Source organism: Methanolobus sp. (genome assembly GCF_016278365.1).
GTDB lineage: Archaea > Halobacteriota > Methanosarcinia > Methanosarcinales > Methanosarcinaceae > Methanolobus.
In genome coordinates this window covers 167,046-191,179 of the sequence record NZ_JADQBZ010000005.1, presented here as the reverse complement: position 1 = coordinate 191,179, position 24,134 = coordinate 167,046, and the positions used below count along the sequence as shown (strand labels likewise).

Annotated in this window: 21 protein-coding genes; 17 read left to right on the top strand and 4 right to left on the bottom strand. The window is 39.8% G+C overall.

The window, feature by feature from the left end; genetic code table 11:
• Positions 1 to 77: 77 nt before the first annotated feature.
• The 4 genes from QZZ22_RS06020 to QZZ22_RS06005 all read right to left on the bottom strand — a co-directional run bounded on the left by QZZ22_RS06020 (position 78) and on the right by QZZ22_RS06005 (position 5,621).
• Positions 78 to 1,169, bottom strand: coding sequence for an AI-2E family transporter (locus QZZ22_RS06020; protein ID WP_292463397.1), 1,092 nt, complete (start codon positions 1,167 to 1,169; stop codon positions 78 to 80).
• A 128-nt stretch (positions 1,170 to 1,297) separates the two neighbouring features.
• Positions 1,298 to 3,292, bottom strand: a complete 1,995-nt coding sequence (locus tag QZZ22_RS06015) for a phosphoadenosine phosphosulfate reductase family protein (RefSeq protein WP_292463395.1) — start codon at positions 3,290 to 3,292, stop codon at positions 1,298 to 1,300.
• A 113-nt stretch (positions 3,293 to 3,405) separates the two neighbouring features.
• Positions 3,406 to 4,779, bottom strand: coding sequence for an NADPH-dependent glutamate synthase (gltA, locus tag QZZ22_RS06010; protein WP_292463394.1), 1,374 nt, complete (start codon positions 4,777 to 4,779; stop codon positions 3,406 to 3,408).
• On the bottom strand, positions 4,779 to 5,621 hold the full coding sequence (locus tag QZZ22_RS06005) for a sulfide/dihydroorotate dehydrogenase-like FAD/NAD-binding protein (protein WP_292463392.1): 843 nt from the start codon (positions 5,619 to 5,621) through the stop codon (positions 4,779 to 4,781). Before QZZ22_RS06005 ends, gltA begins: the two co-directional genes overlap by 1 nt.
• Before the next feature lie 325 nt (positions 5,622 to 5,946).
• Between QZZ22_RS06005 and QZZ22_RS06000 the strand changes: the two genes are divergently transcribed.
• From QZZ22_RS06000 to QZZ22_RS05920, 17 genes are all read left to right on the top strand, one after another.
• Positions 5,947 to 7,320, top strand: a complete 1,374-nt coding sequence (locus tag QZZ22_RS06000) for a mannose-1-phosphate guanylyltransferase/mannose-6-phosphate isomerase (protein WP_292463391.1) — start codon at positions 5,947 to 5,949, stop codon at positions 7,318 to 7,320.
• 104 nt (positions 7,321 to 7,424) lie between these two features.
• A complete protein-coding gene (locus QZZ22_RS05995) occupies positions 7,425 to 8,435 on the top strand; it encodes a sugar phosphate nucleotidyltransferase (RefSeq protein WP_292463390.1) in 1,011 nt (336 codons plus the stop codon).
• Between the two features lie 11 nt (positions 8,436 to 8,446).
• Positions 8,447 to 9,373 (top strand): UDP-glucuronic acid decarboxylase family protein, encoded by a 927-nt coding sequence (locus QZZ22_RS05990; RefSeq protein WP_292463389.1) that lies wholly within the window; start codon positions 8,447 to 8,449, stop codon positions 9,371 to 9,373.
• A 28-nt stretch (positions 9,374 to 9,401) separates the two neighbouring features.
• On the top strand, positions 9,402 to 10,439 hold the full coding sequence (gene gmd, locus QZZ22_RS05985) for a GDP-mannose 4,6-dehydratase (RefSeq protein ID WP_292463388.1): 1,038 nt from the start codon (positions 9,402 to 9,404) through the stop codon (positions 10,437 to 10,439).
• A gap of 74 nt (positions 10,440 to 10,513) precedes the next feature.
• Positions 10,514 to 11,824 (top strand): flippase, encoded by a 1,311-nt coding sequence (locus QZZ22_RS05980; protein WP_292463387.1) that lies wholly within the window; start codon positions 10,514 to 10,516, stop codon positions 11,822 to 11,824.
• Positions 11,825 to 11,901: 77 nt separating this feature from the next.
• On the top strand, positions 11,902 to 12,804 hold the full coding sequence (locus QZZ22_RS05975) for an FkbM family methyltransferase (RefSeq protein ID WP_292463386.1): 903 nt from the start codon (positions 11,902 to 11,904) through the stop codon (positions 12,802 to 12,804).
• Between the two features lie 13 nt (positions 12,805 to 12,817).
• Positions 12,818 to 13,879 (top strand): hypothetical protein, encoded by a 1,062-nt coding sequence (locus QZZ22_RS05970; protein WP_292463385.1) that lies wholly within the window; start codon positions 12,818 to 12,820, stop codon positions 13,877 to 13,879.
• The gene (locus tag QZZ22_RS05965) at positions 13,869 to 15,056 is read left to right on the top strand and encodes a glycosyltransferase (RefSeq protein ID WP_292463384.1); all 1,188 of its coding nucleotides are present in this window, start codon (positions 13,869 to 13,871) and stop codon (positions 15,054 to 15,056) included. The genes QZZ22_RS05970 and QZZ22_RS05965 overlap by 11 nt, the downstream gene beginning before the upstream one ends.
• Positions 15,053 to 15,823: a class I SAM-dependent methyltransferase gene (locus tag QZZ22_RS05960; protein WP_292463383.1), complete on the top strand. Its 771-nt coding sequence runs from the start codon at positions 15,053 to 15,055 to the stop codon at positions 15,821 to 15,823. The genes QZZ22_RS05965 and QZZ22_RS05960 overlap by 4 nt, the downstream gene beginning before the upstream one ends.
• A gap of 120 nt (positions 15,824 to 15,943) precedes the next feature.
• Complete coding sequence (locus QZZ22_RS05955) at positions 15,944 to 17,059, top strand: glycosyltransferase family 1 protein (protein ID WP_292463382.1); 1,116 nt, start codon at positions 15,944 to 15,946, stop codon at positions 17,057 to 17,059.
• A gap of 15 nt (positions 17,060 to 17,074) precedes the next feature.
• Entirely contained in the window at positions 17,075 to 18,304 is a 1,230-nt protein-coding gene (locus QZZ22_RS05950) for a hypothetical protein (protein WP_292463381.1), read from the top strand.
• Between the two features lie 209 nt (positions 18,305 to 18,513).
• Entirely contained in the window at positions 18,514 to 19,314 is an 801-nt protein-coding gene (locus tag QZZ22_RS05945) for a hypothetical protein (RefSeq protein WP_292463380.1), read from the top strand.
• Between the two features lie 48 nt (positions 19,315 to 19,362).
• The gene (locus tag QZZ22_RS05940; protein ID WP_292463379.1) at positions 19,363 to 20,151 is read left to right on the top strand and encodes a class I SAM-dependent methyltransferase; all 789 of its coding nucleotides are present in this window, start codon (positions 19,363 to 19,365) and stop codon (positions 20,149 to 20,151) included.
• A complete protein-coding gene (locus QZZ22_RS05935; RefSeq protein ID WP_292463378.1) occupies positions 20,148 to 21,284 on the top strand; it encodes a glycosyltransferase family 1 protein in 1,137 nt (378 codons plus the stop codon). Before QZZ22_RS05940 ends, QZZ22_RS05935 begins: the two co-directional genes overlap by 4 nt.
• The gene (locus QZZ22_RS05930; protein WP_292463377.1) at positions 21,277 to 22,227 is read left to right on the top strand and encodes a GDP-mannose 4,6-dehydratase; all 951 of its coding nucleotides are present in this window, start codon (positions 21,277 to 21,279) and stop codon (positions 22,225 to 22,227) included. The genes QZZ22_RS05935 and QZZ22_RS05930 overlap by 8 nt, the downstream gene beginning before the upstream one ends.
• Before the next feature lie 18 nt (positions 22,228 to 22,245).
• A complete protein-coding gene (locus tag QZZ22_RS05925) occupies positions 22,246 to 23,181 on the top strand; it encodes a GDP-L-fucose synthase (protein WP_292463376.1) in 936 nt (311 codons plus the stop codon).
• 56 nt (positions 23,182 to 23,237) lie between these two features.
• Complete coding sequence (locus QZZ22_RS05920; RefSeq protein WP_292463374.1) at positions 23,238 to 24,107, top strand: glycosyltransferase family 2 protein; 870 nt, start codon at positions 23,238 to 23,240, stop codon at positions 24,105 to 24,107.
• Positions 24,108 to 24,134 lie beyond the last annotated feature (27 nt).

Sequence of the window (24,134 nt, the reverse complement as noted above, 5' to 3'; positions counted from 1 at the left end):
CAGCAGGTCCTTATTAATCTTTTTCAGTTCTATCCGGAAAGGGAACCTGCCATATAACCTACATAGGATAATTGCCTTTATTCGGGCACATTCTCTTCAACTGCAACAGGCTCCTTGCCAGGAGACAGGTATGCATATGACACATCATTCCTGTATACTCTGTAAGCTGCTATTAGTGCACCAAGCAGTATAGGTGCCGCAAAGAATCCTCCAATCCCACCCACAAATGCTCCGCCAAGGAACGTAAGGAGAATCAAAAGAGGGTGTACCTGAGATTTTATACCAGAAAGGTAGGGACGTAGGAAAAGCTCAGGCGGCACATAGATGACTATAGATGATACCACAAAGAAAATGATAGCACTTTCTGCGCCATACTCAAAGTAACGATATGCAGAGATTGCCAGCAGCACCGTGTAACCAGCAAACATGGGAATGACGGATGCCAGGAAAATGAGTGCCGATAATGCGAGTATATTAGAGAGCCCGAAAGCGTAGAATACTATTACTGCCAGAATACTTACGATCAGTGCTGCTGCAGCGTTGCCGATGAAAACACCCTGAAGAATAACATCGAGATGCTGAAAATACCTGACCACGGAAGCTTTGCTATCATCGGGGAAAAGATCCACGACCGCAACATAGAGCCTGTGCCCATCAGCAAGGAGGAAATAGCATACGAACACTGCAACCACAAGATTTAGGCCAAACATCATAATATCAAAAGCATAGGAAAATATACCCGCCTTACTGAGCAAAGAGAAGAGGGAAGTGGAGATATTCCAGATTAACTGGTTCAGGTCATCCCCATAACCTGCCGGGATATTGATAGTCCTTGAATAATCGAACACAATATTGAGCACGTAGGCCTGGTTCTCAAATATCCACGCAATCTTACGAATAATCTCGAGAAGGCCCCAACCTATAATAAAGACCACAGGCACGATGATGGACATTGTTGCTACAAAGGCACCTACTCTGGGAAACCTGTTCATTTTGAGGAAGATAGGTCTTGATATGTATGCAAACACAAGCCCAAGGATAATACCATCGGCAAGAGGGAGGAATATAATGACCTGAAGGATTAAAAGCAACAGGACTGCTGCTACTGCTGCAATCCTCCACTTTGAATCAAGTATGCGGGATATCCCGTCCTGTTGAGTTTGAACCATTTTTATCAGCCAGAATTAAAAGTAAATATTCAAGGGGTAATATAATACTTAGAGTATTAATAATTCACGATGATGAAGTTATGAGCGTAACATGACGATTATTACACCGCATACTTCGCTCATGATCCTCAAAGTTTCATTTTATCAGAATACTTCATTATAACACAGGAACCGGTACATTTACCGCATTGAATGCAACTTCCATCGATTACCACTCCGTTTGCACCATCAAGGCTTATTGCTCCTACGGGACAGGCCTTAAGGCATATCCCACAGCCTGTACACTTATGATTTCTCAGAAGCTGCCGGGAAACCGCTAAAAAGAGCCTGTCAGCCTCTCCCTGGTTCTCTGCATTCACCACCAGGCTTCCTGAAGAGAACAGCTTCACTGTGGATGAAGAGGTCTTCACAAGTATGAGACCCAGTTCTTCTGAAAAAGTTGTGGCACCTATAATGTTTAAGATATTGCCGGCCTTCTTCATGGAAAGGCCCTGTATGGCTCCTTCGACAGAATAGCCGCCGGCCCTGCATGGAGATATTCCGGAAGTCATCTCCACACTGAAAGGGGATATTTCGTTCAGGCCCGATGTGGATATGCCCATCTCTTCACAAAGTCTGATCATCTTGGGAGGGAGTTCTTTCCAACGCCAAAGTCCGTGTGTTATGAATTCCTCTGAGAGGCCTGCTTTTTTAGCCCATTCTGAGAGGAAATTGTCCCATCTGCCATATAGCTTCGGGTGCAGTTCCCGGAATCGCTGGTATTCTGCAGATAGTGCCGCAGGACAAAGATAACACCCGACTCTTTCAAAACCCATGTCGTAAAGCGGATTGTACTTCAGACCCCTCCAATATATGTACAGCCAGACTTCAATAGCCCTCCAGTCCCTTATCGGGAATATATTCAACTGGCCCGGAACAAAAGGATTCTTTTCACTGGCAGCGATCTTTGCCCTGGCAAAAGACTCATGTTTTCTCTTTCCGTCAATAGTCAGGCACACCGGGGCATTTTCCAGACATTGTTCAATGGCTGCATTTGCCGGGGCAAGTTTGCAGATCTTGCAGCACCATCTGAAATCCTTTGCAGGAGGGCCAAATGCTCCCACGTTGTCCCAGAAACTGTCCCCGGCCTTCTTTTCAATAAGCTCTATACTATTATCGTCACAATATTCATGCACAAACTCAACAGTCTCCGGGAATTCGATACCCGTGTTGAGAAAGAATGCCTTTAAATCCCGGTTCCTCAGTGCACTGCGGGCCAGGTCCAGAATCACGAGGCTATCTTTTCCTCCGCTGAAAGAAACATGCACCGGAATATCCTTGTATTGTTTCTGGTTTGCTATTCCTTTGATTGTGTTGATAGCATCTTTTCCCAGGCTGCGCAGGTGCTCGATGTTCGCAGCCACAGCATCACCAATGGAGGAGATCTTCGGATGCAGAGAAACAGACTGAGAGTCTATTTTGCGTACCCTGACTGCGGGACCCTCGCAAGCCTGAAGGTCTTGCGCATTGCAGTACGAAACTCCAAATCCAGTAAGAGCACCGGATATTATCAGAACGCTGTCACCCTCTTTTATGTCAGATGACATGCTTTCGATCACAGAGATATCGACCTTCTTGCCGTTCAGGTGCCTGCTGCTCTTTTTTAATGTCACGAGCTTTTGGGGCGAATGTTCTATCAGTATTTTTGCACCCTGAACCATCGGCTCAAACAGGTAATCCATCAAGTGCATGTCAAAATTCAACACACCAAAATACAGGCCGTCAACGATTACCTCATCAGTCTTGTCATCACCGGGTATCTTATTGAGCAGTACAAGACGATCCCCTATAGGGTCGCATCCGTAAGATCTAAGGAGATGTTCGCGCAGGACTGATCTTTCATAGGGTGAACAGAACCTTACATCCGCCGGCTGGGATAAAACTATCTTTTGTCCCTCATGCCCGCAGGTGCAACATCTGGTATCGATGAGTGGGACATTACATGTTGTGCACCAGAAGATATAGTCCTTCTCATAACTTGCATACCTTGGACTGGTCCTGCCCTTTTCCACTGCACCTTTACCGCCTTCAGGAGTATGTTCCTTTCGCTTTGGAGGTTGTACTGAATATTTATTTTTGTTCATTATAGTCAGGATTTCACTATTGTCTAAGTAAGGCCGTAGCCCATCGGTAAAATAGAAGGCAGTTAACCCCTTCAGGCCAGTCGGGCCCATGAAGGCAGGTTAACTCCACTGGTTCAGTTATTCATCAGGTAGTCATTAATAGTCCGGGCTGCAAGCTTGCCGGCACCCATCGCACTGATGACGGTTGCCGCGCCTGTAACTGCATCCCCTCCCGCACAGACGTTTTCAAGAGATGTCCTTGCGGATCCATCTACGACTATCGTGCCACGAGAGCCTACTTTCAACCCATCGGAGCCGGAGAGTATCATAGGGTTGGGGGAAGTGCCTATGGCAATGATCACAATATCTGCATCGATGATGTGTTCAGATCCCTCTTTTGGAACAGGGCTCCTGCGTCCGGACTCATCCGGCTCGCCAAGTTCCATACTGATGCATTCGACGCCTTTTACGGTCATGTTCTCGCCTTCAAGGATACGGACAGGGTTGGTCAGAAGCCTGAAAACTATACCTTCTTCCTTTGCGTTCTCGACCTCTTCTTTCCTGGCAGGAAGCTCATCCTCGCCGCGGCGATAGACGATGCTTACCTCCTCGGCTCCAAGGCGAAGCGCACTGCGTGCAGCATCCATCGCAACATTGCCGCCACCTACCACAATAACTCGCTTGCCCCTCTTGATAGGAGTGCCATGATCAGGGAAGAGATAAGCTTTCATCAGGTTGACCCTTGTGAGGAACTCGTTGGCAGAGTAAACACCATTCAGGTTCTCACCCTCGATACCCATGAAATTAGGGAGACCCGCTCCCGTGCCAAGGAAAACCGCATCGAAATCACCTCTCAAATCTTCAAGGGTCTTTATTTTCCCTATGACATAGTCAACCTTGAGATCAACACCCAACTGCCTGATGTAGTCGACCTCTTCCCGGACTATGGCTTTGGGAAGCCTGAACTCGGGTATCCCGTAGGTCAGGACTCCTCCCGTATCGTGAAGAGCCTCAAAGATGGTGACTGCGTGACCTGCCTTTGCAAGGTCTGCTGCCGCAGTGAGCCCTGCAGGCCCCGCTCCTATTACAGCCACGCGCCTGCCGCTTGGCTGGGTGCGCACCGGAGTAACTACACCTTTTTCCCTCTCATGATCGGCGCAGAAACGCTCAAGCCTGCCGATAGCCACCGGCTCACCCTTCTTTGCAAGCACGCATAATTCCTCGCACTGCACTTCCTGAGGGCAGACGCGGCCACATACCGCTGCAAGGGAATTGGTCAGCTTGATGGTGGCAATGGCATCACCGAAGTTCCCGGTTTTTATCTGTGCAATAAAACCAGGAATATCAATGTTCACGGGGCAGCCCTGGACACATTTGGGATTCCTGCACTCTAGGCAGCGTGAAGCTTCAGCGATTGCCTGCTCTTTGGTATACCCCAGTGCAACCTCATCGAAATTCCGGGCCCGCTCTTTGGCGTCCTGATGAGGCATTAGCTGTCTTGCTACCATCAGTTACCACTCCTGCAGGTGCAGTTGTGATCTTCCTGACATTGCGCCTCTTCACTCCTGTAAAGGCCAAGGCGGCTCATAAGCAGATTGAAGTCAACTTTATGTGCATCGAACTCAGGCCCGTCCACGCAGGCGAACTTTGTCTCGCCGCCGACAGAGACCCTGCAACCACCGCACATGCCTGTGCCGTCTATCATTATGGGATTCAGGCTGACAATGGTTTCCACACCGTATGGGGCGGTCATGCCTGCTGCCACCTTCATCAGGATAGGAGGACCGATAACAACTATCCTTGCGATCTTCTCACCGCTGTCAAGGATCTTCTTTGCAACTTCGGTCACAAAGCCATGGTGACCTTTGGAGCCATCATCTGTAGCCACATAAAGTTCATCACTTGCGTCCTGCATCTCATCTTCCAGTACGAGCAGGTCCTTGTTCCTTGCCCCGATGATGGATATGACCTTGTTCCCGGCTTCACGATAGGCTTTGACCTGAGGATATACGGGAGCGATCCCGACGCCTCCTCCCACAAGGATAACCGTACCCAGTTTTTGCACATCGGCAGGTTTCCCCAGCGGGCCGACAAAGTCCTGCAATACATCCGTGTCGCTCATTTTTGCTAGTTGCTTTGTGGTTTTGCCCATTTCCTGGAAGATAATAGTGACGTAACCTTCGCCGGCATCAAAATCAGCAATTGTAAGAGGGATACGCTCGCTGGTTTCATCGATACGTAAAATAATGAACTGGCCTGCCTTTGCAGCCTTAGCTACATCCGGTGCCAGCACCTTCATCAGATGCACCTGGGGTGCTATCTGCTTCTTTTCAAGAATTGTATATGACATGTGATCACACTGTTAGGGATTGATAATTATTGATAGAAATAGTGCATATGATTAGAGTTCTAGTACTTAAGATTTAAGTAGGAGCAGTAGGAAATGGACTATGACTTGTCCGTTTATCAGGAAAGAACGTTTATTGTCCAGTACCAATGATATAGATCCCTTATCCTATCTATTCTTGTCTGTATGATCAAGGAATGATGACAGTGGAATAAATTTTTAACCCAGAGTTAAAAGATATGGACCTGATTACCCTCTGTGATTTACTTATATTTTCGTATGTTTATTTATACAAAGCAAACTATTTCCACTTAGTTAAAGCGGAGGAATGTGCATAAAGTCAATAATTCTTGCAGGCGGATCGGGAACACGCTTATGGCCACTTAGCCGGGAACTCTATCCTAAACAGTTCCTGAAGATAAAGGACAGATCCCTTTTCCAGGATACCGTATCACGGTGCCTGCAAGTGTCAGACATATCAGAGATATATGTCGTTACAAATGAGGTCCACAAGTATTTTGCGATCGGGCAGGTGGAAGAGCTTGGTTATGATCTCCCTGTTGAGAACCTGCTGCTTGAACCCGAAGGAAAGAATACTCTCCCCGCTATATGCTACGGGATGAAAGAGATAGATAAAGCACATGGAAGATCAGTTGTCGGTGTCTTTTCTTCAGATCATGTGCTTGACCCAATCGCAATGGAAACCATTTCCGGCGCTGAAAAGTTGACTTCCGGATACATGGTGACCTTCGGGATAGCTCCCTCTTCCCCGCATACGGGATATGGCTACATCAAGCCAGGAGAGGAGCTTGAGATCGGTCACAAGGTTTCTGAGTTCATGGAGAAGCCCTGCCAGGAAGATGCGCAAAGATACATCTCAGAAGGTTGTCTCTGGAACAGCGGCATGTTCCTCATGGACACAGGAGTCTTTTTAGAAGAAGTGCAGCAATTAGCCCCGGATGTCTGGAACGCTTTTGAGAACTCCGGGTCCATACAGGAAATATATGCAGAGATGCCAAACATTTCTATTGATTACGGCATCATGGAGAAATCTTCAAAGGTCAGCGTTGTCAGGCTTGGCTGTAAATGGAGCGACCTTGGAAATTTTGACGCATTCTACGCTGAATGGGAGAAGGATAAGTCCAATAATTGCACTCTTTCATGCCAGAATGTATTTGTCGATTCCGGCAACAACTTTGTGCATTCCAATTCTAAAAAGCTGGTTTCACTTATCGATATAAATGAGATGATAGTTGTTGACACTACAGACGCTTTACTTATATGCCCCCGAAAGAGCAGCGAGAAGGTTAAAGAAGTGGTAGGCTTTCTTAGAAAGAGAAATGACGAGCGCATAAACATCCATGAGACCGTTTATCGTCCCTGGGGTTCCTATACGCTGCTTGAGAACTCTGACGGCCATAAGATAAAGAACATATCGGTCCTTCCTGGAAAGAAACTAAGCCTGCAACTCCATCACCACAGAAGCGAGCACTGGGTGGTAGTTAAGGGAATGGCGTGTGTGGAGAACGATGGGCAGAAATTCTTCCTGAGACAAGGAGAGAGTACATTCATCAAGGCGGGTTCGAAGCACAGGCTGTCAAATTCAGGGAGACTCCCGCTGGAGATCATTGAGGTGCAGCTGGGCGAGTATGTGGAAGAGGATGATATTGTGAGATTTGATGATGAATATGGGCGAGCCTGAAACAACCCTTATATTCATTTAAAATAATAAGGGTCAAATAAATATTATATTTCAACAGAAAGCTCTCATTTAGATTACATCCAAGAAGTTGATTGAGAATAAACATGAAAGTCATCATACCCGCTGCAGGTGCCGGAACACGCCTCTTCCCTCATACGCACACGAAACCAAAACCTATGGTATTTATTGCTGGTAAACCAATCATCGGGCACATACTTGACAGAATGATAGATCTTCATCCTGAAGAGATAATACTGATAGTGGGCTATCGAAAAGAGCAACTGATATCATATGTTGATAAATATTACAGCAGTATATTTAACATAAGATACGTCTGTCAGGAGAACAGAATGGGACTCGGACACTCAGTATACCTGGCAAAGGAATACATCCGGGACTCTGAAACAATGATAGCCCTTGGGGACATGATATTCAAATCCGGTTACAAGGACTTTCATGACCAATACTGTCAAAACGGGGCGTGTTCTGCGTCCATAGGTGTAAGAGAAGTTGAGGAACCCAGGAAATATGGTATAGTATACCTTAAAGAGCAATCGTCCCATATTGAGAGGCTTGAGGAAAAACCGGAAAATCCATCTTCAAATCTTGGGATTGCAGGTGTTTATTTTATTAAGGACACACCGCTTCTTCTGGATATACTGGAGTGGATGATAGAGAATGGTGTAAAGACCAGAGGAGAATATCAATTAACAGATGCACTTCAGGAAATGGTTTTAAGAGGCAGTGAACTGAAAACGTTTGAAGTGTCAAGCTGGTATGACTGCGGGCATGCTACATCGCTTCTGGAAGCCAACAGGATATTGCTCAGCGAACAGGAAAGTAAGCAGGAAGTATATGATAGCACCAGTTCCGTAATAATACCACCTGTGATATTTGGAGCCAATGTGAAAATAGTGAATTCAGTAGTAGGTCCGTTCACATCGATTGCAGAAGATTCGGTCATCGAAAACTCGATCATATCGAATACAGTCATTGGTTCGCGAACGCACCTTTCCAGCGTCAACCTTCAATCTTCCATTGTCGGCGATGACGCAAACGTTATCGGAAAACACAATTCATTGAATATAGGGGATTCATCCTCTATTGAGTTTTAAAGCGTGATAATATGAGATCGATTGTAACCGGAGGAGCAGGTTTTCTGGGTTCGCATCTCTGCGACCTGTTAATAGGAAAAGGTCACAAGGTAATATGTATTGATAACCTTGTCACCGGAAAAACAAAGAACATCGAACACATTAAATCCGAAAATTTTACATATCTAAAACACGACATTACAAAACCTGTCTATTTCGGCGATAAGATAGATTACATATTTCATCTTGCAAGTCCGGCTTCACCAGTCGACTACCTGGAACTGCCCATACAAACGCTAAAAGTGGGTGCTCTTGGCACTTATAACATGCTTGGCCTTGCGAAGGAACATAAGGCAAGACTCCTGCTGGCATCAACTTCAGAAGTGTATGGAGACCCACTGGTGAACCCCCAGCCTGAAACCTACTGGGGAAACGTTAATCCCATCGGTCCACGTGGCGTATATGATGAAGCAAAGAGATATGCTGAAGCAATTACCATGGCATACCACACACACCACGGCATTGAAACAAGAATAGCACGTATTTTCAACACTTACGGCCCCAAGATGCGGGCAAACGATGGCCGGGTGGTCCCGAATTTCATCAATCAGGCGCTAAAGGACGAAAATATCACTGTTTACGGCGATGGGAAACAGACAAGGTCTTTCTGCTATGTCTCTGATCTTATAGAGGGAATTTTCAGACTTATGATGTCTGAATATACGGATCCTGTCAATATAGGAAATCCAACTGAAATGACCGTACTGGAGTTTGCGGAGAGGATCATAGAAATAACTGGAAGCAAATCCAGGATAGTGTACGAGGAACTACCGGTGGATGATCCTAAGGTTAGAAGGCCTGATATTACCAGAGCGAGAGGAGTTTTGGGCTGGGAACCAAAGGTAAAATTAGAGGACGGATTAAAGGAAACCATAGAATTCTTTAAACGTACCGAATAATGATGTTTCAGCAACTGAGGCAATACTAATGACTAAAACAGCTCTTATTACCGGAATTACAGGCCAGGATGGCGCATATCTTGCAGAGTTCCTGCTTAACAAAGGATATATCGTACACGGAATCAAACGAAGGTCATCTTCTTTCAATACCGCACGCATTGACCATCTATACAAGGATCCACATGAGAGAAATGTGAACTTCTTCATGCACTACGGCGACCTGACTGACTCAACTAACCTTATAAGGATCATACAGGAAACACAACCTGATGAGATTTACAACCTTGCCGCCCAGAGCCACGTGCAGGTTTCCTTCGAAACACCCGAATACACAGCTAATTCCGATGCTATCGGAACTCTTAGACTTCTGGAAGCCATACGTATCCTTGGTCTTGAGAAGAAAACGAAATTCTACCAGGCATCAACCAGCGAGCTTTACGGAAAAGTACAGGAAATCCCACAAAGCGAGAAAACTCCCTTCTATCCAAGAAGCCCATACGCTGCAGCAAAATTGTATGCTTACTGGATCACCATAAACTACCGCGAAGCCTACGGCATGTTTGCATGCAACGGGATACTCTTCAACCATGAATCACCAATCAGGGGAGAAACCTTCGTCACAAGGAAGATCACGATGGCTGTGGCCAATATCAAGAAAGGACTCCAGGAGAAGTTATACCTAGGCAACCTTGATGCGAAAAGGGACTGGGGATTTGCAGGCGATTATGTTGAGGCCATGTGGCTCATGATGCAGCAGGATGAACCTGATGATTTTGTGATCGCTACGGGTGAAACTCATTCGGTGAGGGAGTTTGTGGAGCTTGCTTTCAGGGAAGTTGGAATTGAGATTAAGTGGCAGGGCGAAGGGGTAAATGAAGTTGGAGTCGATAAAGCAAGTGGAAATGTCTTGATTGGAATTGATTCTCGTTATTACAGGCCGACTGAAGTAGATATTTTGCTAGGGAATCCTACGAAAGCTAAAGAGAAACTGGGATGGAATTCAAAAACAGGATTTGAAAAACTGGTCAGATTGATGATGAGTGCTGATTTAGGAGAAACTGTATAAGTTAGCTCAAAATTATAATTCTTAAGACTGGTTTTGAATAAGTCTCACTTCAATAGATAAAATGAGGGGAACAATTGCTTAAATCGGAAGGATTTAAAAAGTACTTCTTTAATACATCTTGGCTTTTTTTTGAACAAGTTGTGAGACTTTCAGTTTCATTTTTTGTAAGTATTTATGTTGCCCGATATTTGGGTCCTGAACAGTTTGGTTTACTTAATTATTCAATAGGTTTCGTAGCTCTTTTTACAGCTATTTCAGCTCTTGGTATGGAACAAATTGTGATCAGAGAATTGATTAAAAATGATAGAAAAAAAGATTTGCTTCTTGGGACTGCCTTTTGGCTTAAGGCTGCAGGTGCATTTCTAGTCCTAGTACTTTTGACAATTGGCGTCCATTTTACATCCAATGACTCCTTTACTAATTTGCTGATATTTATTATAGCTGTCGGAACATTGTTTCAAGCAATAAATGTAGTGGATTTCTACTTTCAGGCACAAGTACAGTCAAAATTTACAGTCATAATTCGATTTTGGTCAACAATCGGTATTGCAGCATTGAAAATATATCTAATGTCTGTAGAGGCTTCACTCGTATGGTTCGCAGTCCTTATTCTTCTTGAGAACATACTTCTCGCATTCGGATACATCTTAGTTTATAAATTGCGAGGAAATTATATTTTGTCATGGGTATTTGATTTTGAGATAGCAAAGTCATTGATTCAAAGTTCATGGCCACTCATGTTTTCATCAATATTTGTTAGCGTTTATATGAAAATTGATCAAGTAATGCTTAAAGAAATGATGAATACCCAAGCTGTGGGACTATATTCATCAGCTGTAATATTATCTGAAGCTTGGTATTTTGTTCCAGTTGTAATTGTGGGTTCTTTTTTTCCAGCAATAGTTGAAAGTAAGAAAATATCAGATAAATTGTATGAAGAAAGGTTAGAACTTCTATATGGGATTGTTGTTTGGATTGCTATATTCATAGCCATCCCCATTACATTCTTAGGCGACTGGATAATTACATTGATTTATGGTATTGAGTATGCTGGTGCTGCATCTGTATTAAAGATACATATATGGGCTGCAGTTTTTGTATTCTTGGGTGTAGCAAATTCTCAGTGGCTAATAATAGAAAATTATATGCAGTTCTCCTTTTATAGAACATTCATAGGTGCAATTTCCAATATCGCCTTGAATGCATTATTAATTCCTATACTCGGAATAGAAGGAGCAGCAATAGCAACAGTGATTTCATATGCGATTGCAAGTTATCTGAGTTTGATATTCGTGAAACCTCTTCGTAGAAACTTGTGGTTATCCACTAATTCAATAAATCCTTTTCGTACTTACAGAAAATTGAGGGTGTTTATGGAAAGATAAATATTTAATACAACAGTTAACACAATAAAGACAAAATAATTACTTATCTATTGTTTTGTTAACAACTTAAAGGAATAATGTTTATAAACGAAAACGCTACAAGAACATCAACAATGGTGGGCAGAAAGCGGCAACAAAAAACATGGAAGTGTTGGCAGATGAGATTAATTACAAGGCTTATCCAGATATATTTAGCAAAACCGTATTTTTACAAAATTAATCGTTTTCTCTTTCTTCACAGCTTGAATGGTATAGGTATCTTTAATTATGAAAACAATAAAGTATCCGGTGAGCAATGGCTTATACGAAAACTTGCAAAGATAGGGTCTTTGAGTATGGTTATTGATGTTGGATCGAATGAAGGAAGTTATATTGATCTCTTGTTGGAGAACAATCCGACTTCGGTCATTTTTGCTATTGAAGCTCACCCAATTACATATAAAAGACTTGAAGCCAAGTACAGTGACTCAAGGAACGTTACAACATTAAACATGGCAGTGAGTGATGAAAAAGGAATTGTAGACATATTTGATTATGGAAACTGTGAAGGCGGAAGTCAACATGCCTCATTATATAAGGATGTGATAGTTGATATCCATTGCTCAAAACAAGAACCAAAAAAGTATTCTGTGCAAATGCTTACATTAGATGAAATAATGTTTAGCGCAAATATAGGCGCTGTAAAAGAAGTCGATTTGTTAAAGATAGACACAGAAGGGCATGAAAAAGCAGTTCTACTAGGAGCTCTAAAGACTATCAAAAAGTACAATGTGAAGTATATACACTTTGAATTTAATGAAATGAACGTTGTTTCAAAAACAACTTTTTATGAGTTTACAAAAATCCTTGAAGGCTACCGTTTATTTAGGTTACTACCATGTGGGCTAATTCCGCTAGACCCGTATGTGCCCATCTTATGCGAGTTATATGGATATCAAAATATTCTAGCGATAAAAAAAGGAGAAACAATACTTAAATGATTACTTCTCTAAAATGGAAAGAAGCATTACAACAAGCGCATTTCCGTTTTTAGTCTATATAATTATTACAGGTAATATGATGAAAAATAATAGTTTTGTATCTTCACATTCCCTTAATGCACCTATTCTTTTCTTAGTCTTTAATCGCCCCACAACAACAAAAAAAGTATTTGAAGAGATAAAAAGAGCAAAACCACCCAGACTCTATATAGCTGCTGATGGGCCTAGAAAATATAAAGCGGGAGAATCTGAAAAGGTAAAGCAGGTAAGAGAGCATATAATCAACAATATAGATTGGGAATGTGAAGTAAAAACACTTTTTAGAGAGCAGAATTTGGGATGTAAATATGCTGTAAGCGGTGCAATAGACTGGTTTTTTGAGAATGAAGAGATGGGTATAATACTTGAAGATGACTGTCTCCCAAACCAGAGCTTTTTTTGGTTCTGCGAGGAGTTGCTGGAGAAGTATAAAGACAATGAACAAATAGGAATGATCACAGGCACAAATTATATGACAAACTGCAATCTTCGAATGCCTGGGACTTATTTTTATTCAAATTATTTTGCTATTTGGGGATGGGCAAGTTGGCGTAGAGCATGGCTGAACTACGATGTAGAAATGAAGATATACTCGACACTTAATCCAAACCAGCTTAGATACAAATGTCCTAATTATTTATTTTATCTATATTTAAAAAGAACATTCGACTTAATTAAACATGGAGATGTGGACACTTGGGATATTCAGTGGTTTTATCACTGCTTTATGAACTCGAGACTTTGCATTACACCTACGCAGAATTTAATATCTAACATTGGAGTGGATGGAGCACATGCTAGTGGACAAGCAACAGACAATCATTTTATTGATAAGCATGAGTTTTTAGATGTTTTGCAGCATAAACCTATTTCTCAAATGTTCATGCCATACTCTGAGTACGATATGAAACTATTTAATGAAAAATTAAAACCGGCTCTTTATCGAGGAATCGCTCTAAGTCTGGCTTCTGATTTCTTGAAAAAAGTGAAACTTAATAAAACTATAAGGCAATTACGAGGGATTCATGAAGATTAAGTTCTTTAATAAAATTGTGCCGCAGCCACTCAAGAAGTTAGTTTTGAAGTATACATGTAAGCCTGTCATTAATTATTATAAAACAGATTTTAAAAAAAATGTTTTGCTGTCTTATATTGTTGCACCATTTAAGTCCGATTCTCCTAATTACACGCACACAAATTTTAATGAATCAATTATAATTGCTGAGGTTTTTAGAGATTTGGGATTTAATGTGGATGTGTATAACTATGACTTTGAAAGTAAAATAAATTATTTCAAGTATTCAGTAGTTTTTGGTTTTGGAGAACCTCTAATTGGAAGTTTTTTCGGCAGAAAGAATAAAATTATTACTGTTTATTATGGCACAGGCATGCATATCTGTTCACAAAATCACAATTCTCTCAGCCGTATTAAAGAAGTTTATGTGAAAAAAAAGAGGTGGTTGCCTGAATCCGGGAGGATTGTAGATAAAGCATGGTCCATTCAAACAACTCTAGTAGATGCAATTATAACTTTGGGTAATGAGGAAGTTTTGAACAGTTATAAATTATTCTTTGAAGGAGAAATATATAATACACCCGTGACATATTATAGTGTAATAGAAGCAAAAAAAGTTGAGGATATAATAAACACAAAAGACTACAAAAATGCAAAATATCATTTTTTATGGTTCGGAAGCTCTGGCCTTATACATAAAGGACTAGATCTATTACTAGAATATTTTTACCAACATCCAGATTTACATTTACACATATGTGGGCCCATAGACAATGAACCTGGATTTCAAGGTATATACCATGAAGAACTTTATAATACCCCTAATATTCATACATACGGGTTTATTGATATAACATCGAATCTATTTAGAGATTTGATAGAAAAATGCTTATTTGCTATCTTTCCATCTTGTTCTGAAGGTGAGCCAAGCTCAATAGTTAATTTAATGGCAAATGGAATAATACCGGTCGTCACAAAAAACGCAGGCATCAGAATCAAAGACTTTGGGTATTTAATACCAAGCATTGATATTGATTCTATCCATGAAACAGTAAGTATAGCTTTAAATACAGAAGAAAGCAATTTAAGACTAAGATCTATAAAATGTTTTGAGGACACTAGAAAAAGTCATTCAATAGAAGCATATTATACTGAGTTAAAGGGACATTTGGAACATATATTGAAGGAAATAGAATGAAATGCAGAATCTGTAATGGTGAAAGCAACTGGGCTTTCAAATCAATAATACTTGGAGATTTGGAAATAGATTACTTTTTTTGCGATAATTGCGGGTTTCTACAAACCGAAGAACCTTACTGGTTAGGCAGGGCCTACATAAATCCTATAAATATAGAAGATACGGGAATATTAAGTAGAAATATTCGCCTGCGCAATATAACTTCGGCCATTATCTGGCTATTGTTCAATAAACAGGGACAGTTTTTGGACTATGGGGGAGGTCATGGCATTTTCACAAGATTAATGAGAGATACCGGATATGACTTTTATTGGACGGATAAATATGCAGAGAATATTTTTTCCAGAGGTTTCGAATATAAACAAGGAGATGATATTGAGTTAATAACTTGTTTTGAGTGCTTTGAACACTTAGAGGAGCCACAAACTACTATTGAGGCTATGCTACGTATTTCTAGGAATATCCTATTTTCAACTGAAATTCTTCCAGTTCCTGTTCCTTCACCATCTGATTGGTGGTACTACGGATTATCACACGGGCAACATATTTCATTCTACTCTTTAAAAACACTCCAATATATTGCAGATAAATATGGCTTGAATTTATATTCACTAGGTGACATTCATTTGTTGACCGAGAACAAAGTAAGTATTGTGAAAAAAACACTTTTGAAACCAGCGTATAAAGCCAGTTATCTCGAAAGTTTTCGAATCAAGACTCAGAGTAAGGCTATCGAGGACATGAATTACATAATCTCGTCTAAGTAAAGTTGATTATTGAACTTGGGTCAAACAATATGAGAATAATATTTAGGTCTTGGAAACAAAACATCCTACTGTAATGAGTTGTTTATTCGAAGGCAGGAAATATACAAAGTAGGTATGCAAATGAAAGTACTCTATGATTACACCATATTTCAATCCCAACGATACGGCGGAATATCAAGATATTTCTACGAGCTCATAACAAGAATATCAACAAAAGAAGATGTAGATATAAGCCTATTTCAGGGCTTCCATAATAACGAGTATGCTTTTTCTGAGAATAAGCAAAATTACGGGTCTTACTGGAGCTACAAATTAAAATCTAAACGAACTATTTCAAAATATATACCTCACATGCTATTTTCGATATCTAATAAAATATTATTTGAATACTCTATGATGACATCAAATGCTAATATATATCATCCAACATTTTACATGAAAAGGATAAAACACAATAATAAAATCCCAATTGTAATCACAGTATATGACATGATATATGAGTTGTATCCTGACCTTTTTGCAGATAGTAGGTCTGTAATCAAAGCAAAAAAAAGAGCAATCAAAATAGCAGACACAATAATATCAATTTCTGAAAACACAAAAAATGATTTGATCAGAATCTATGGTTTACCCGAAAGCAAAATAAAAGTTGTATATTTAGCTAGTTCTTTATGTTCATCAAATACTCTGGAATCGGATGAGTTAAAAGCTTCATATCGAATAACACGCCCATATATTTTGTACGTTGGGGATAGACGTGCATATAAGAACTTCAAAATATTGATCGATTCCTATAGAAATCACCTTTCAAACTACTTTGATTTAGTTTGTTTTGGTGGAGGGAAATTCAAACCAAATGAATTGAAAAGTAGTGACAATAATATAATCCAGCTACATGGCTCGGATGATTTACTTGCTTCATTGTACAAACATGCTTTTTGTTTTGTATATCCGTCTCTTTATGAAGGATTTGGTATACCCCCACTTGAAGCAATGTCAATGGGTTGTCCTGTCATTGCAAGCAATACAAGCTCTATTCCAGAAGTTGTGGGTGATGCAGCTATACTATTTGATCCTAATTCTGAAAAAGAACTTGTTCAGTCCATACAATCCCTATACAATGAATATACAAGAAAGGATTTAATAAAACGTGGATATGAACAAGAAAAAAAATTCAGCTGGGAAAAAATGGCAAATGAAACCTTGAGCATATATAAAAGCATTGTTTCGCGATGAATAAGGTGATTCAATTTGAACGTAGAGAATAAACCTAACAAAATATTAATATATTCTCCCCACATGAGCGGCCATAGACAAGTTTATTGCAATGTAATTGCTGATTGGGCGCTAGACTCCGGTATGGAGGTACTATTTTATATTGGAAGAGATTGGTGTAACAGCGAAAATTCTCGTAACAAATATTCTCCTTATATAGAGATATATCGAAATAATGCAGGTGTATTTATAGAAGGTTGTGAACTACACAGGATTAATCATAAAATATCTTTACTGAACTTTAAACAAAACCCGTTAGTGAAGAGCGATTCAGGTATTTTAAAGCATCTAGAGAGTAAATACAGTCCTGATTTTATTTTTGTAATATCTGGCGATGAGTTTAACCACTCGCCATACTCTTTTTTGAAAGACATATTTACTATCAAAAAACACCCGCTAAAATCTAAATGGATTGCGATTTTTATTTCTCCTTACTGTTACCCTTCAATGAATTATCTTAAGAGAAATATGCTAAAAACTTCTTTAAAGCAAAAAGTAAAGCATTTTGATATCACATTTTGGTTGGATGAATTTTTTGTTAAGGATACTAACATAAAAAAATCATATTGGTTGCCCGATATCTCCAAAAGTTTTAACCATGTGGATGATACAGACGAAGATACAGAAACATTATGTGCACTTATTGATAACTTTTTAGAACAGAACAAAGGAAAACAAATATTACTATTTTTTGGTAGCTATTTTGTCCGAAAAGGCTTAGATTTCCTACTACAATTAGCGTTAGATGACAATCAGTTTGTAATACTGCGTGCAGGAGAAATGTCAGAAAGTGATAGAAGTCCTGAATTTATAGATAATATGCTTACCCTCGAAAAGAATAAGCAGCTTTTGAACATTCCAATGTTTATAAAGAGTCCGAAAGTAACTAAGAAACTATTTGATGAAGCATGTTTTATTGCTTTGCCATATAGAGACCACTATAGCTCAAGTGGAGTAATGCTTCAAGCCTTAGAGTTTGGAAAACCCGTTATTGTCCCTGATATAGGGCTCATGGCTAGAAGAGTACTTTATAGCAATATCGGGATAACATATAAACATGGAGACTACGAGGATTTTAAAAAAGCAGTATATATAATGCAAAATTCGTACGGGAAATATACAAATAATGTCAGCCAATATTACCAACAATTTAACAGAAGCAGTATATTTAATCATTTAAACATCATAATTAAAGAGAATAAATGAAAATATTCAAGTTGAATTAACTTGATACATGTTTGCCTTTACCTGCATTTGGAATTTTTATATAGTGTTTAAACTCAATATTTGGAAACAAGAACAGTATGCTAAAATACCAACTAAAAACACCTGTAGCATTCATAATATTCAACCGTCCTGAAACCACCGAGAGAGTATTCGCAGAAATAGCAAAAGCCAGACCACAGAAGCTTCTGGTGATCGCTGATGGTCCACGTGCTGATTGCCCGGAAGAGGCAGAGAAATGTAGAGCTGTCCGTGCCATCATTAATAAAGTTGATTGGGATTGCGAAGTACTGACCAACTATTCAGATGTCAATCTGGGTTGTAAACGCCGGATATCAAGCGGTTTGGACTGGGTATTCGACACTGTTGAAGAAGCCATCATTCTTGAAGATGATTGCCTGCCAGACCCTACATTTTTCCGCTTTTGCGAGGAGTTGCTGGAGAAATACAGGGATGACGAACGTATTGCCATGATCAGCGGGGATAACTTCCAGTTTGGCAGGAGGAGAACAGAATACAGTTATTATTTCTCTCGCTATCCGCATATTTGGGGCTGGGCATCTTGGCGGCGTGCATGGAAGAACTACGATGTTGAGATGAAGTTGTGGCCTGAGATCCGTGATGGAGGATGGTTGAGAGATCTTTTAAAAAGCACAAAAAGTGTGTGGTATTGGAGATATATATTTGAAAAAGCATATAACGGAAAAAAAGACACATGGGATTATCAGTGGACTTTTTCATGCTGGACACAAAATGCCTTGACTGTCATACCCAGTGTGAATTTGGTTTCAAATATTGGATTTGGAAAGAATGCAGTGCATACAAATATAAAAGAGAAGTACGCCGATATGAGAGCGGAACAAATGAAATATCCAATTTTGCATCCCCAATATGTAGTGCAGGATTCAAAAGCAGATTCGAGACTTCAGAGTGAGATGTTTTCAGGTAGCTCATTGTTATTGCGAATTATATATAGAACTCTGAGAAAATAGAATAACCCATGGCAGCCAATTACTACAAGCACGTGAAAAAGTATTTGAATGATCGTTATGAACCCTGAAAGAAAATGCGTTTGTAATTCTACAGAATTCAAGGAATACAATAAATATTCTCAGGCACTTGGCCATAGTGTAGAATATGTTCAATGTGAATCATGTGGCATGATAACGGCTCCAGAATCAAAGAATTACAAGTTGGAGAGAATATACGATAAAGACTATTTCAATAACATCGATTACGGATGGCAGGGGAGAGCAAGAATACTGACCATTTACATGCAATACATCAATATATGGGTGCACATTAAAAAAATGCGGATTTGTGACTTTGGGGCAGGCAACGGCTACTTAAGTAAGGACCTTATGAAAAGAGGGTTCAAAGTATTGGCCTATGAACCGTTTGTTCAAGAAGAAACATACTTGGACCGATCATACTATTGCAATAAGCCCTTTGATGCAGACGTATTATTAATGGTAGAGGTCTTTGAACACTTGACCAATGCATTTGAAGAAATCCATAAGATCTTAAGTGACTTTAATAATCCTAAATTGATAATCTTCACTACAAACTTAACCGACAATGCCCCAGAACCTGTAAATGAATGGGTCTATTTGGAGCCGGATGCAGGACATTTCACAATTTGGTCAAAAAAAAGCTTGACATTACTAGGTGAAAAGAACGGATATAGATTCATATCGATGGATGATACGTTTCTCCACATCCTTTGCAAGGAAAACGAGATCAAAACTATAAAGCGCCTTACACTATCCTCAATTCCTGTAAAGATTACAGTAAAAAGCAGAGGGATGATCAAGAGGTTCTTAAAATGAAAATACTCTACGACCATACAGTATTTGAGTTCCAGCGATATGGAGGTATCTCTCGATATTTTTATGAGCTTATAACGAGGCTCTCCACAACCGAAAATATGGATGTAAGCCTATTTCAAGGTTTCAATATAAATGAATATGCGTTCTCTAAACATAAGCAAAATTACGGGTCTTACTGGAGCTACAAATTAAAATCTAAACGAACTATTTTAAAATATATTATATATATCCTATTTTCAATACCCAATAAAATACTGTTTGCGATTTATATGCGCTCCTCAAATTTCGACTTATATCATCCAACCTATTATATGAAAGGATTAAGGCAAGTCATGAAAATGCCGATTGTGATTACAGTATATGACATGATTCATGAATTATATCCTGATCAATTTATAGACAGTAGACTTGTTATCAAAGCAAAAAAAAGGGCAATCGAAAGAGCAGACATTATAATAGCGATTTCAGAAAACACAAAAAATGATCTGATCAAAATCTATGGTGTGCCCGAATGCAAAACAAAAGTTGTATATTTAGCTAGTTCTTTACGTTCATCAAATACTCTGGAATCGGATGAGTTAAAAGCTTCATATCGAATAACACGCCCATATATTTTGTACGTTGGGGATAGACGTGCATATAAGAACTTCAAAATATTGATCGATTCCTATAGAAATCACCTTTCAAACTACTTTGATTTAGTTTGTTTTGGTGGAGGGAAATTCAAACCAAATGAATTGAAAAGTAGTGACAATAATATAATCCAGCTACATGGCTCGGATGATTTACTTGCTTCATTGTACAAACATGCTTTTTGTTTTGTATATCCGTCTCTTTATGAAGGATTTGGTATACCCCCACTTGAAGCAATGTCAATGGGTTGTCCTGTCATTGCAAGCAATACAAGCTCTATTCCAGAAGTTGTGGGTGATGCAGCTATACTATTTGATCCTAATTCTGAAAAAGAACTTGTTCAGTCCATACAATCCCTATACAATGAATATACAAGAAAGGATTTAATAAAACGTGGATATGAACAAGAAAAAAAATTCAGCTGGGAAAAAATGGCAAATGAAACTTTGAGCATATATAAAAGCATAATCTCATGTGAAGAAAGTGATTCTAATGGCTAGATATCTTATAACAGGTGCTAATGGATTCTGTGGTAGACATCTCGCAGAGTTATTAAGTAATGGAGATGATGAGGTCTATGGCATTTCACGTTCCATTCCTGATATCCTCACCATATCTCATCCAACTGTGATATATGAGCAGTGCAACCTCATCGACCATACTTCTGTTTTCAACATATTGAAAAAGATTAAGCCGGAATGCATATTTCATTTAGCAGCCGAAAGCTCGGTTGCGTCGAGCTGGAAAAGTCCAATAAACATTATGAATAATAATGTAATATCCCAAATAAATATCTTCGAAGCTTTACGTGAACTTGAACTGCCCACAAGAATTGTTATTGCAGGTTCTTCAGAAGAGTATGGATTAATTAATGAATCTGATCTTCCAGTGAATGAAAAATGCTGCTTTAATCCACTTAGCACATATGCCGTAAGTAAAGTATCGCAAGATATGTTAGCATATCAATATTATAAAAGTTATAACATGGACATTGTAAGAGTACGTTCCTTTAATTTAACAGGGCCCGGCCGTCCTCCTACTTATGCACTAAGTTCTTTTGCTCACCAAATTGCGCAAATCGAAAAGAATAAGTCGAAAAATGTAATCTCAGTTGGAAACCTTGATGTCAAGAGAGACTATACTGACGTTAGAGATGCTGTGAAAGGATACTATAAAGTAGCATTAAATGCAAAACCAGGTACAGTATATAACCTGTGCTCAGGAAAAGCATATAGTCTCAGAGACTTACTTAACATATTAATTTCGCTGTCGACTGCAGAACTTAGTATAGAAATAGATTACTCAAAGCACAGGCCATCTGACTTACCAGTAATGCAAGGAGACAACACCAAAATTAAATCGGAAATAGGATGGATGCCAGAAATAGAAATTCATAAGACGTTAAGTGATTTGCTTAATTATTGGAGAAATTATTTAGTTTAAGTTATTAAAGGTGATTATTTGGATTATAAATCAAAAATATACATTTCCGGTCACCGTGGTTTGGTAGGCTCAGCCATTGACCGTAACCTCCAATCTAAAGGTTATCATAACATCCTTACCCATACACATCAAGAACTTGACCTCACCAACCAGCAGGAAGTAAACAAATTCTTTGAAGAGCAAAACCCAGAATACGTCTTCCTTGCTGCAGCAAAAGTGGGCGGAATCCTTGCAAACAGCACATATCCGGCTGAGTTCATTTACCAGAACCTTATGATAGAAGCAAATGTCATCCATGCTGCATACAAAAATGGAGTTAAGAAACTTCTCTTCCTCGGATCATCCTGCATATATCCTAAATTTGCACCGCAGCCACTCAGGGAAGAATATCTTTTGACAGGGGAACTGGAAGAAACAAATGAAGCTTATGCAATAGCAAAAATTGCCGGAATCCGGCTCTGCAAACATTATAACCAGCAGTATGGAACGAATTTCATTTCTGTAATGCCGACAAACCTATACGGCCCAAAAGATAATTTTGACCTGCAGACTTCTCATGTTATGCCTGCGTTAATACGCAAGTTCCACGAGGCAAAAATAAACAACGAACATCAGGTTGTTGTTTGGGGCACCGGGAAACCAAGACGGGAGTTCATGCATGTGGATGATATGGCGGATGCATGCGTATATCTGATGGATAACTGCAGTGCTGATGATATAGGAGAGTTTGTAAACATAGGTGTTGAAAAGGACTTAAGCATTTATGAGCTAGCTCAATTAATAAAAGATATCATTGGATATGAAGGAGAAATTGTGTATGACAGCACAAAACCTGATGGAACGCCACAAAAGTTATTGGATGTGAGCAAACTGCATAAGCTGGGGTGGAGTGCCAGGATTTCTTTAAGTGAGGGAATACAACAATCTTATGAATGGTATCTAAAAAGCAGATGAAACATAGAGAGACACAAGAGTGGAAGATGACCAAGTATTGGCAAGAACGAGTACAAATGATTTCAGCACCCCTTATCTCAGTTGTTATAGCTGTATATAATGGCTCCAAAACCTTGCAGCGCTGTATCGATAGTGTATCTGCTCAGACATATCTGAACAAGGAACTGGTCATTGTAGATGGAGGCTCCACAGATAGCACCATAGACATATTAATGTCCAACAATGATAAGATCACCTACTGGAAGTCTGAGCCGGATAAGGGCATATACAATGCATGGAACAAAGCACTGGACCATATTACCGGGGACTGGATATATTTTCTGGGATGTGATGACTATCTTTGGACGGATAATGTATTTGAAGAACTGGCTCCCCACCTGGTCAGAGCAGACTCTGAGAACATAAAACTGGTTTACGGACAGGTTGCAAGAGTCACAGAAAACAAGGAAGTATGCTGTATTGATGGCTGCTCTTGGAATCACACATGGAGAGGCATAATTGTAGATGGGATTTGCGCTTTCACACACCAGGGTATGTTCCAGCACCACAGTCTTTTCGATGTCTATGGAAAGTTTGATGAATCTTTTAAGATTGCGGGCGATTATGAGTTCCTTGTCAGAGCTTTTAAAGAAGGTGGAGATGCTTATTTTATAGAAGGGCTGGTTATAGCTGGAATGCAAACCGGCGGGATCACTAAGAACTGCACCAAGTTAGTTAAGGAAACTGCCGCAGCACGGCGAAATAACCAGTTGAAGGTAGTTACGGTCCCTTGGCTTATATCCTACAGTTGGGCTATATCCTATCCATTGTTGTATAAAATATTTGGAGATAAAAATACCAGATCTCTTCTGAATTTCGGAAAGGATCTTGTCACAGGCATCTCTCATAAGAAGAGTATCATCCTGAGAGAGCACAAAGGCCAATAATTGCTTCGCAATCATTAGTAAGTATTG

Coding starts and splice junctions, on each gene's coding strand:
- QZZ22_RS06020 (WP_292463397.1), bottom strand. CDS start 1,169: ATGGTTCAAACTCAACAGGACGGGATATCCCGCATACTTGATTCAAAG.
- QZZ22_RS06015 (WP_292463395.1), bottom strand. CDS start 3,292: ATGAACAAAAATAAATATTCAGTACAACCTCCAAAGCGAAAGGAACAT.
- gltA (WP_292463394.1), bottom strand. CDS start 4,779: ATGGTAGCAAGACAGCTAATGCCTCATCAGGACGCCAAAGAGCGGGCC.
- QZZ22_RS06005 (WP_292463392.1), bottom strand. CDS start 5,621: ATGTCATATACAATTCTTGAAAAGAAGCAGATAGCACCCCAGGTGCAT.
- QZZ22_RS06000 (WP_292463391.1), top strand. CDS start 5,947: ATGTGCATAAAGTCAATAATTCTTGCAGGCGGATCGGGAACACGCTTA.
- QZZ22_RS05995 (WP_292463390.1), top strand. CDS start 7,425: ATGAAAGTCATCATACCCGCTGCAGGTGCCGGAACACGCCTCTTCCCT.
- QZZ22_RS05990 (WP_292463389.1), top strand. CDS start 8,447: ATGAGATCGATTGTAACCGGAGGAGCAGGTTTTCTGGGTTCGCATCTC.
- gmd (WP_292463388.1), top strand. CDS start 9,402: ATGACTAAAACAGCTCTTATTACCGGAATTACAGGCCAGGATGGCGCA.
- QZZ22_RS05975 (WP_292463386.1), top strand. CDS start 11,902: ATGTTTATAAACGAAAACGCTACAAGAACATCAACAATGGTGGGCAGA.
- QZZ22_RS05970 (WP_292463385.1), top strand. CDS start 12,818: ATGGAAAGAAGCATTACAACAAGCGCATTTCCGTTTTTAGTCTATATA.
- QZZ22_RS05965 (WP_292463384.1), top strand. CDS start 13,869: ATGAAGATTAAGTTCTTTAATAAAATTGTGCCGCAGCCACTCAAGAAG.
- QZZ22_RS05960 (WP_292463383.1), top strand. CDS start 15,053: ATGAAATGCAGAATCTGTAATGGTGAAAGCAACTGGGCTTTCAAATCA.
- QZZ22_RS05955 (WP_292463382.1), top strand. CDS start 15,944: ATGAAAGTACTCTATGATTACACCATATTTCAATCCCAACGATACGGC.
- QZZ22_RS05940 (WP_292463379.1), top strand. CDS start 19,363: ATGATCGTTATGAACCCTGAAAGAAAATGCGTTTGTAATTCTACAGAA.
- QZZ22_RS05935 (WP_292463378.1), top strand. CDS start 20,148: ATGAAAATACTCTACGACCATACAGTATTTGAGTTCCAGCGATATGGA.
- QZZ22_RS05930 (WP_292463377.1), top strand. CDS start 21,277: ATGGCTAGATATCTTATAACAGGTGCTAATGGATTCTGTGGTAGACAT.
- QZZ22_RS05920 (WP_292463374.1), top strand. CDS start 23,238: ATGATTTCAGCACCCCTTATCTCAGTTGTTATAGCTGTATATAATGGC.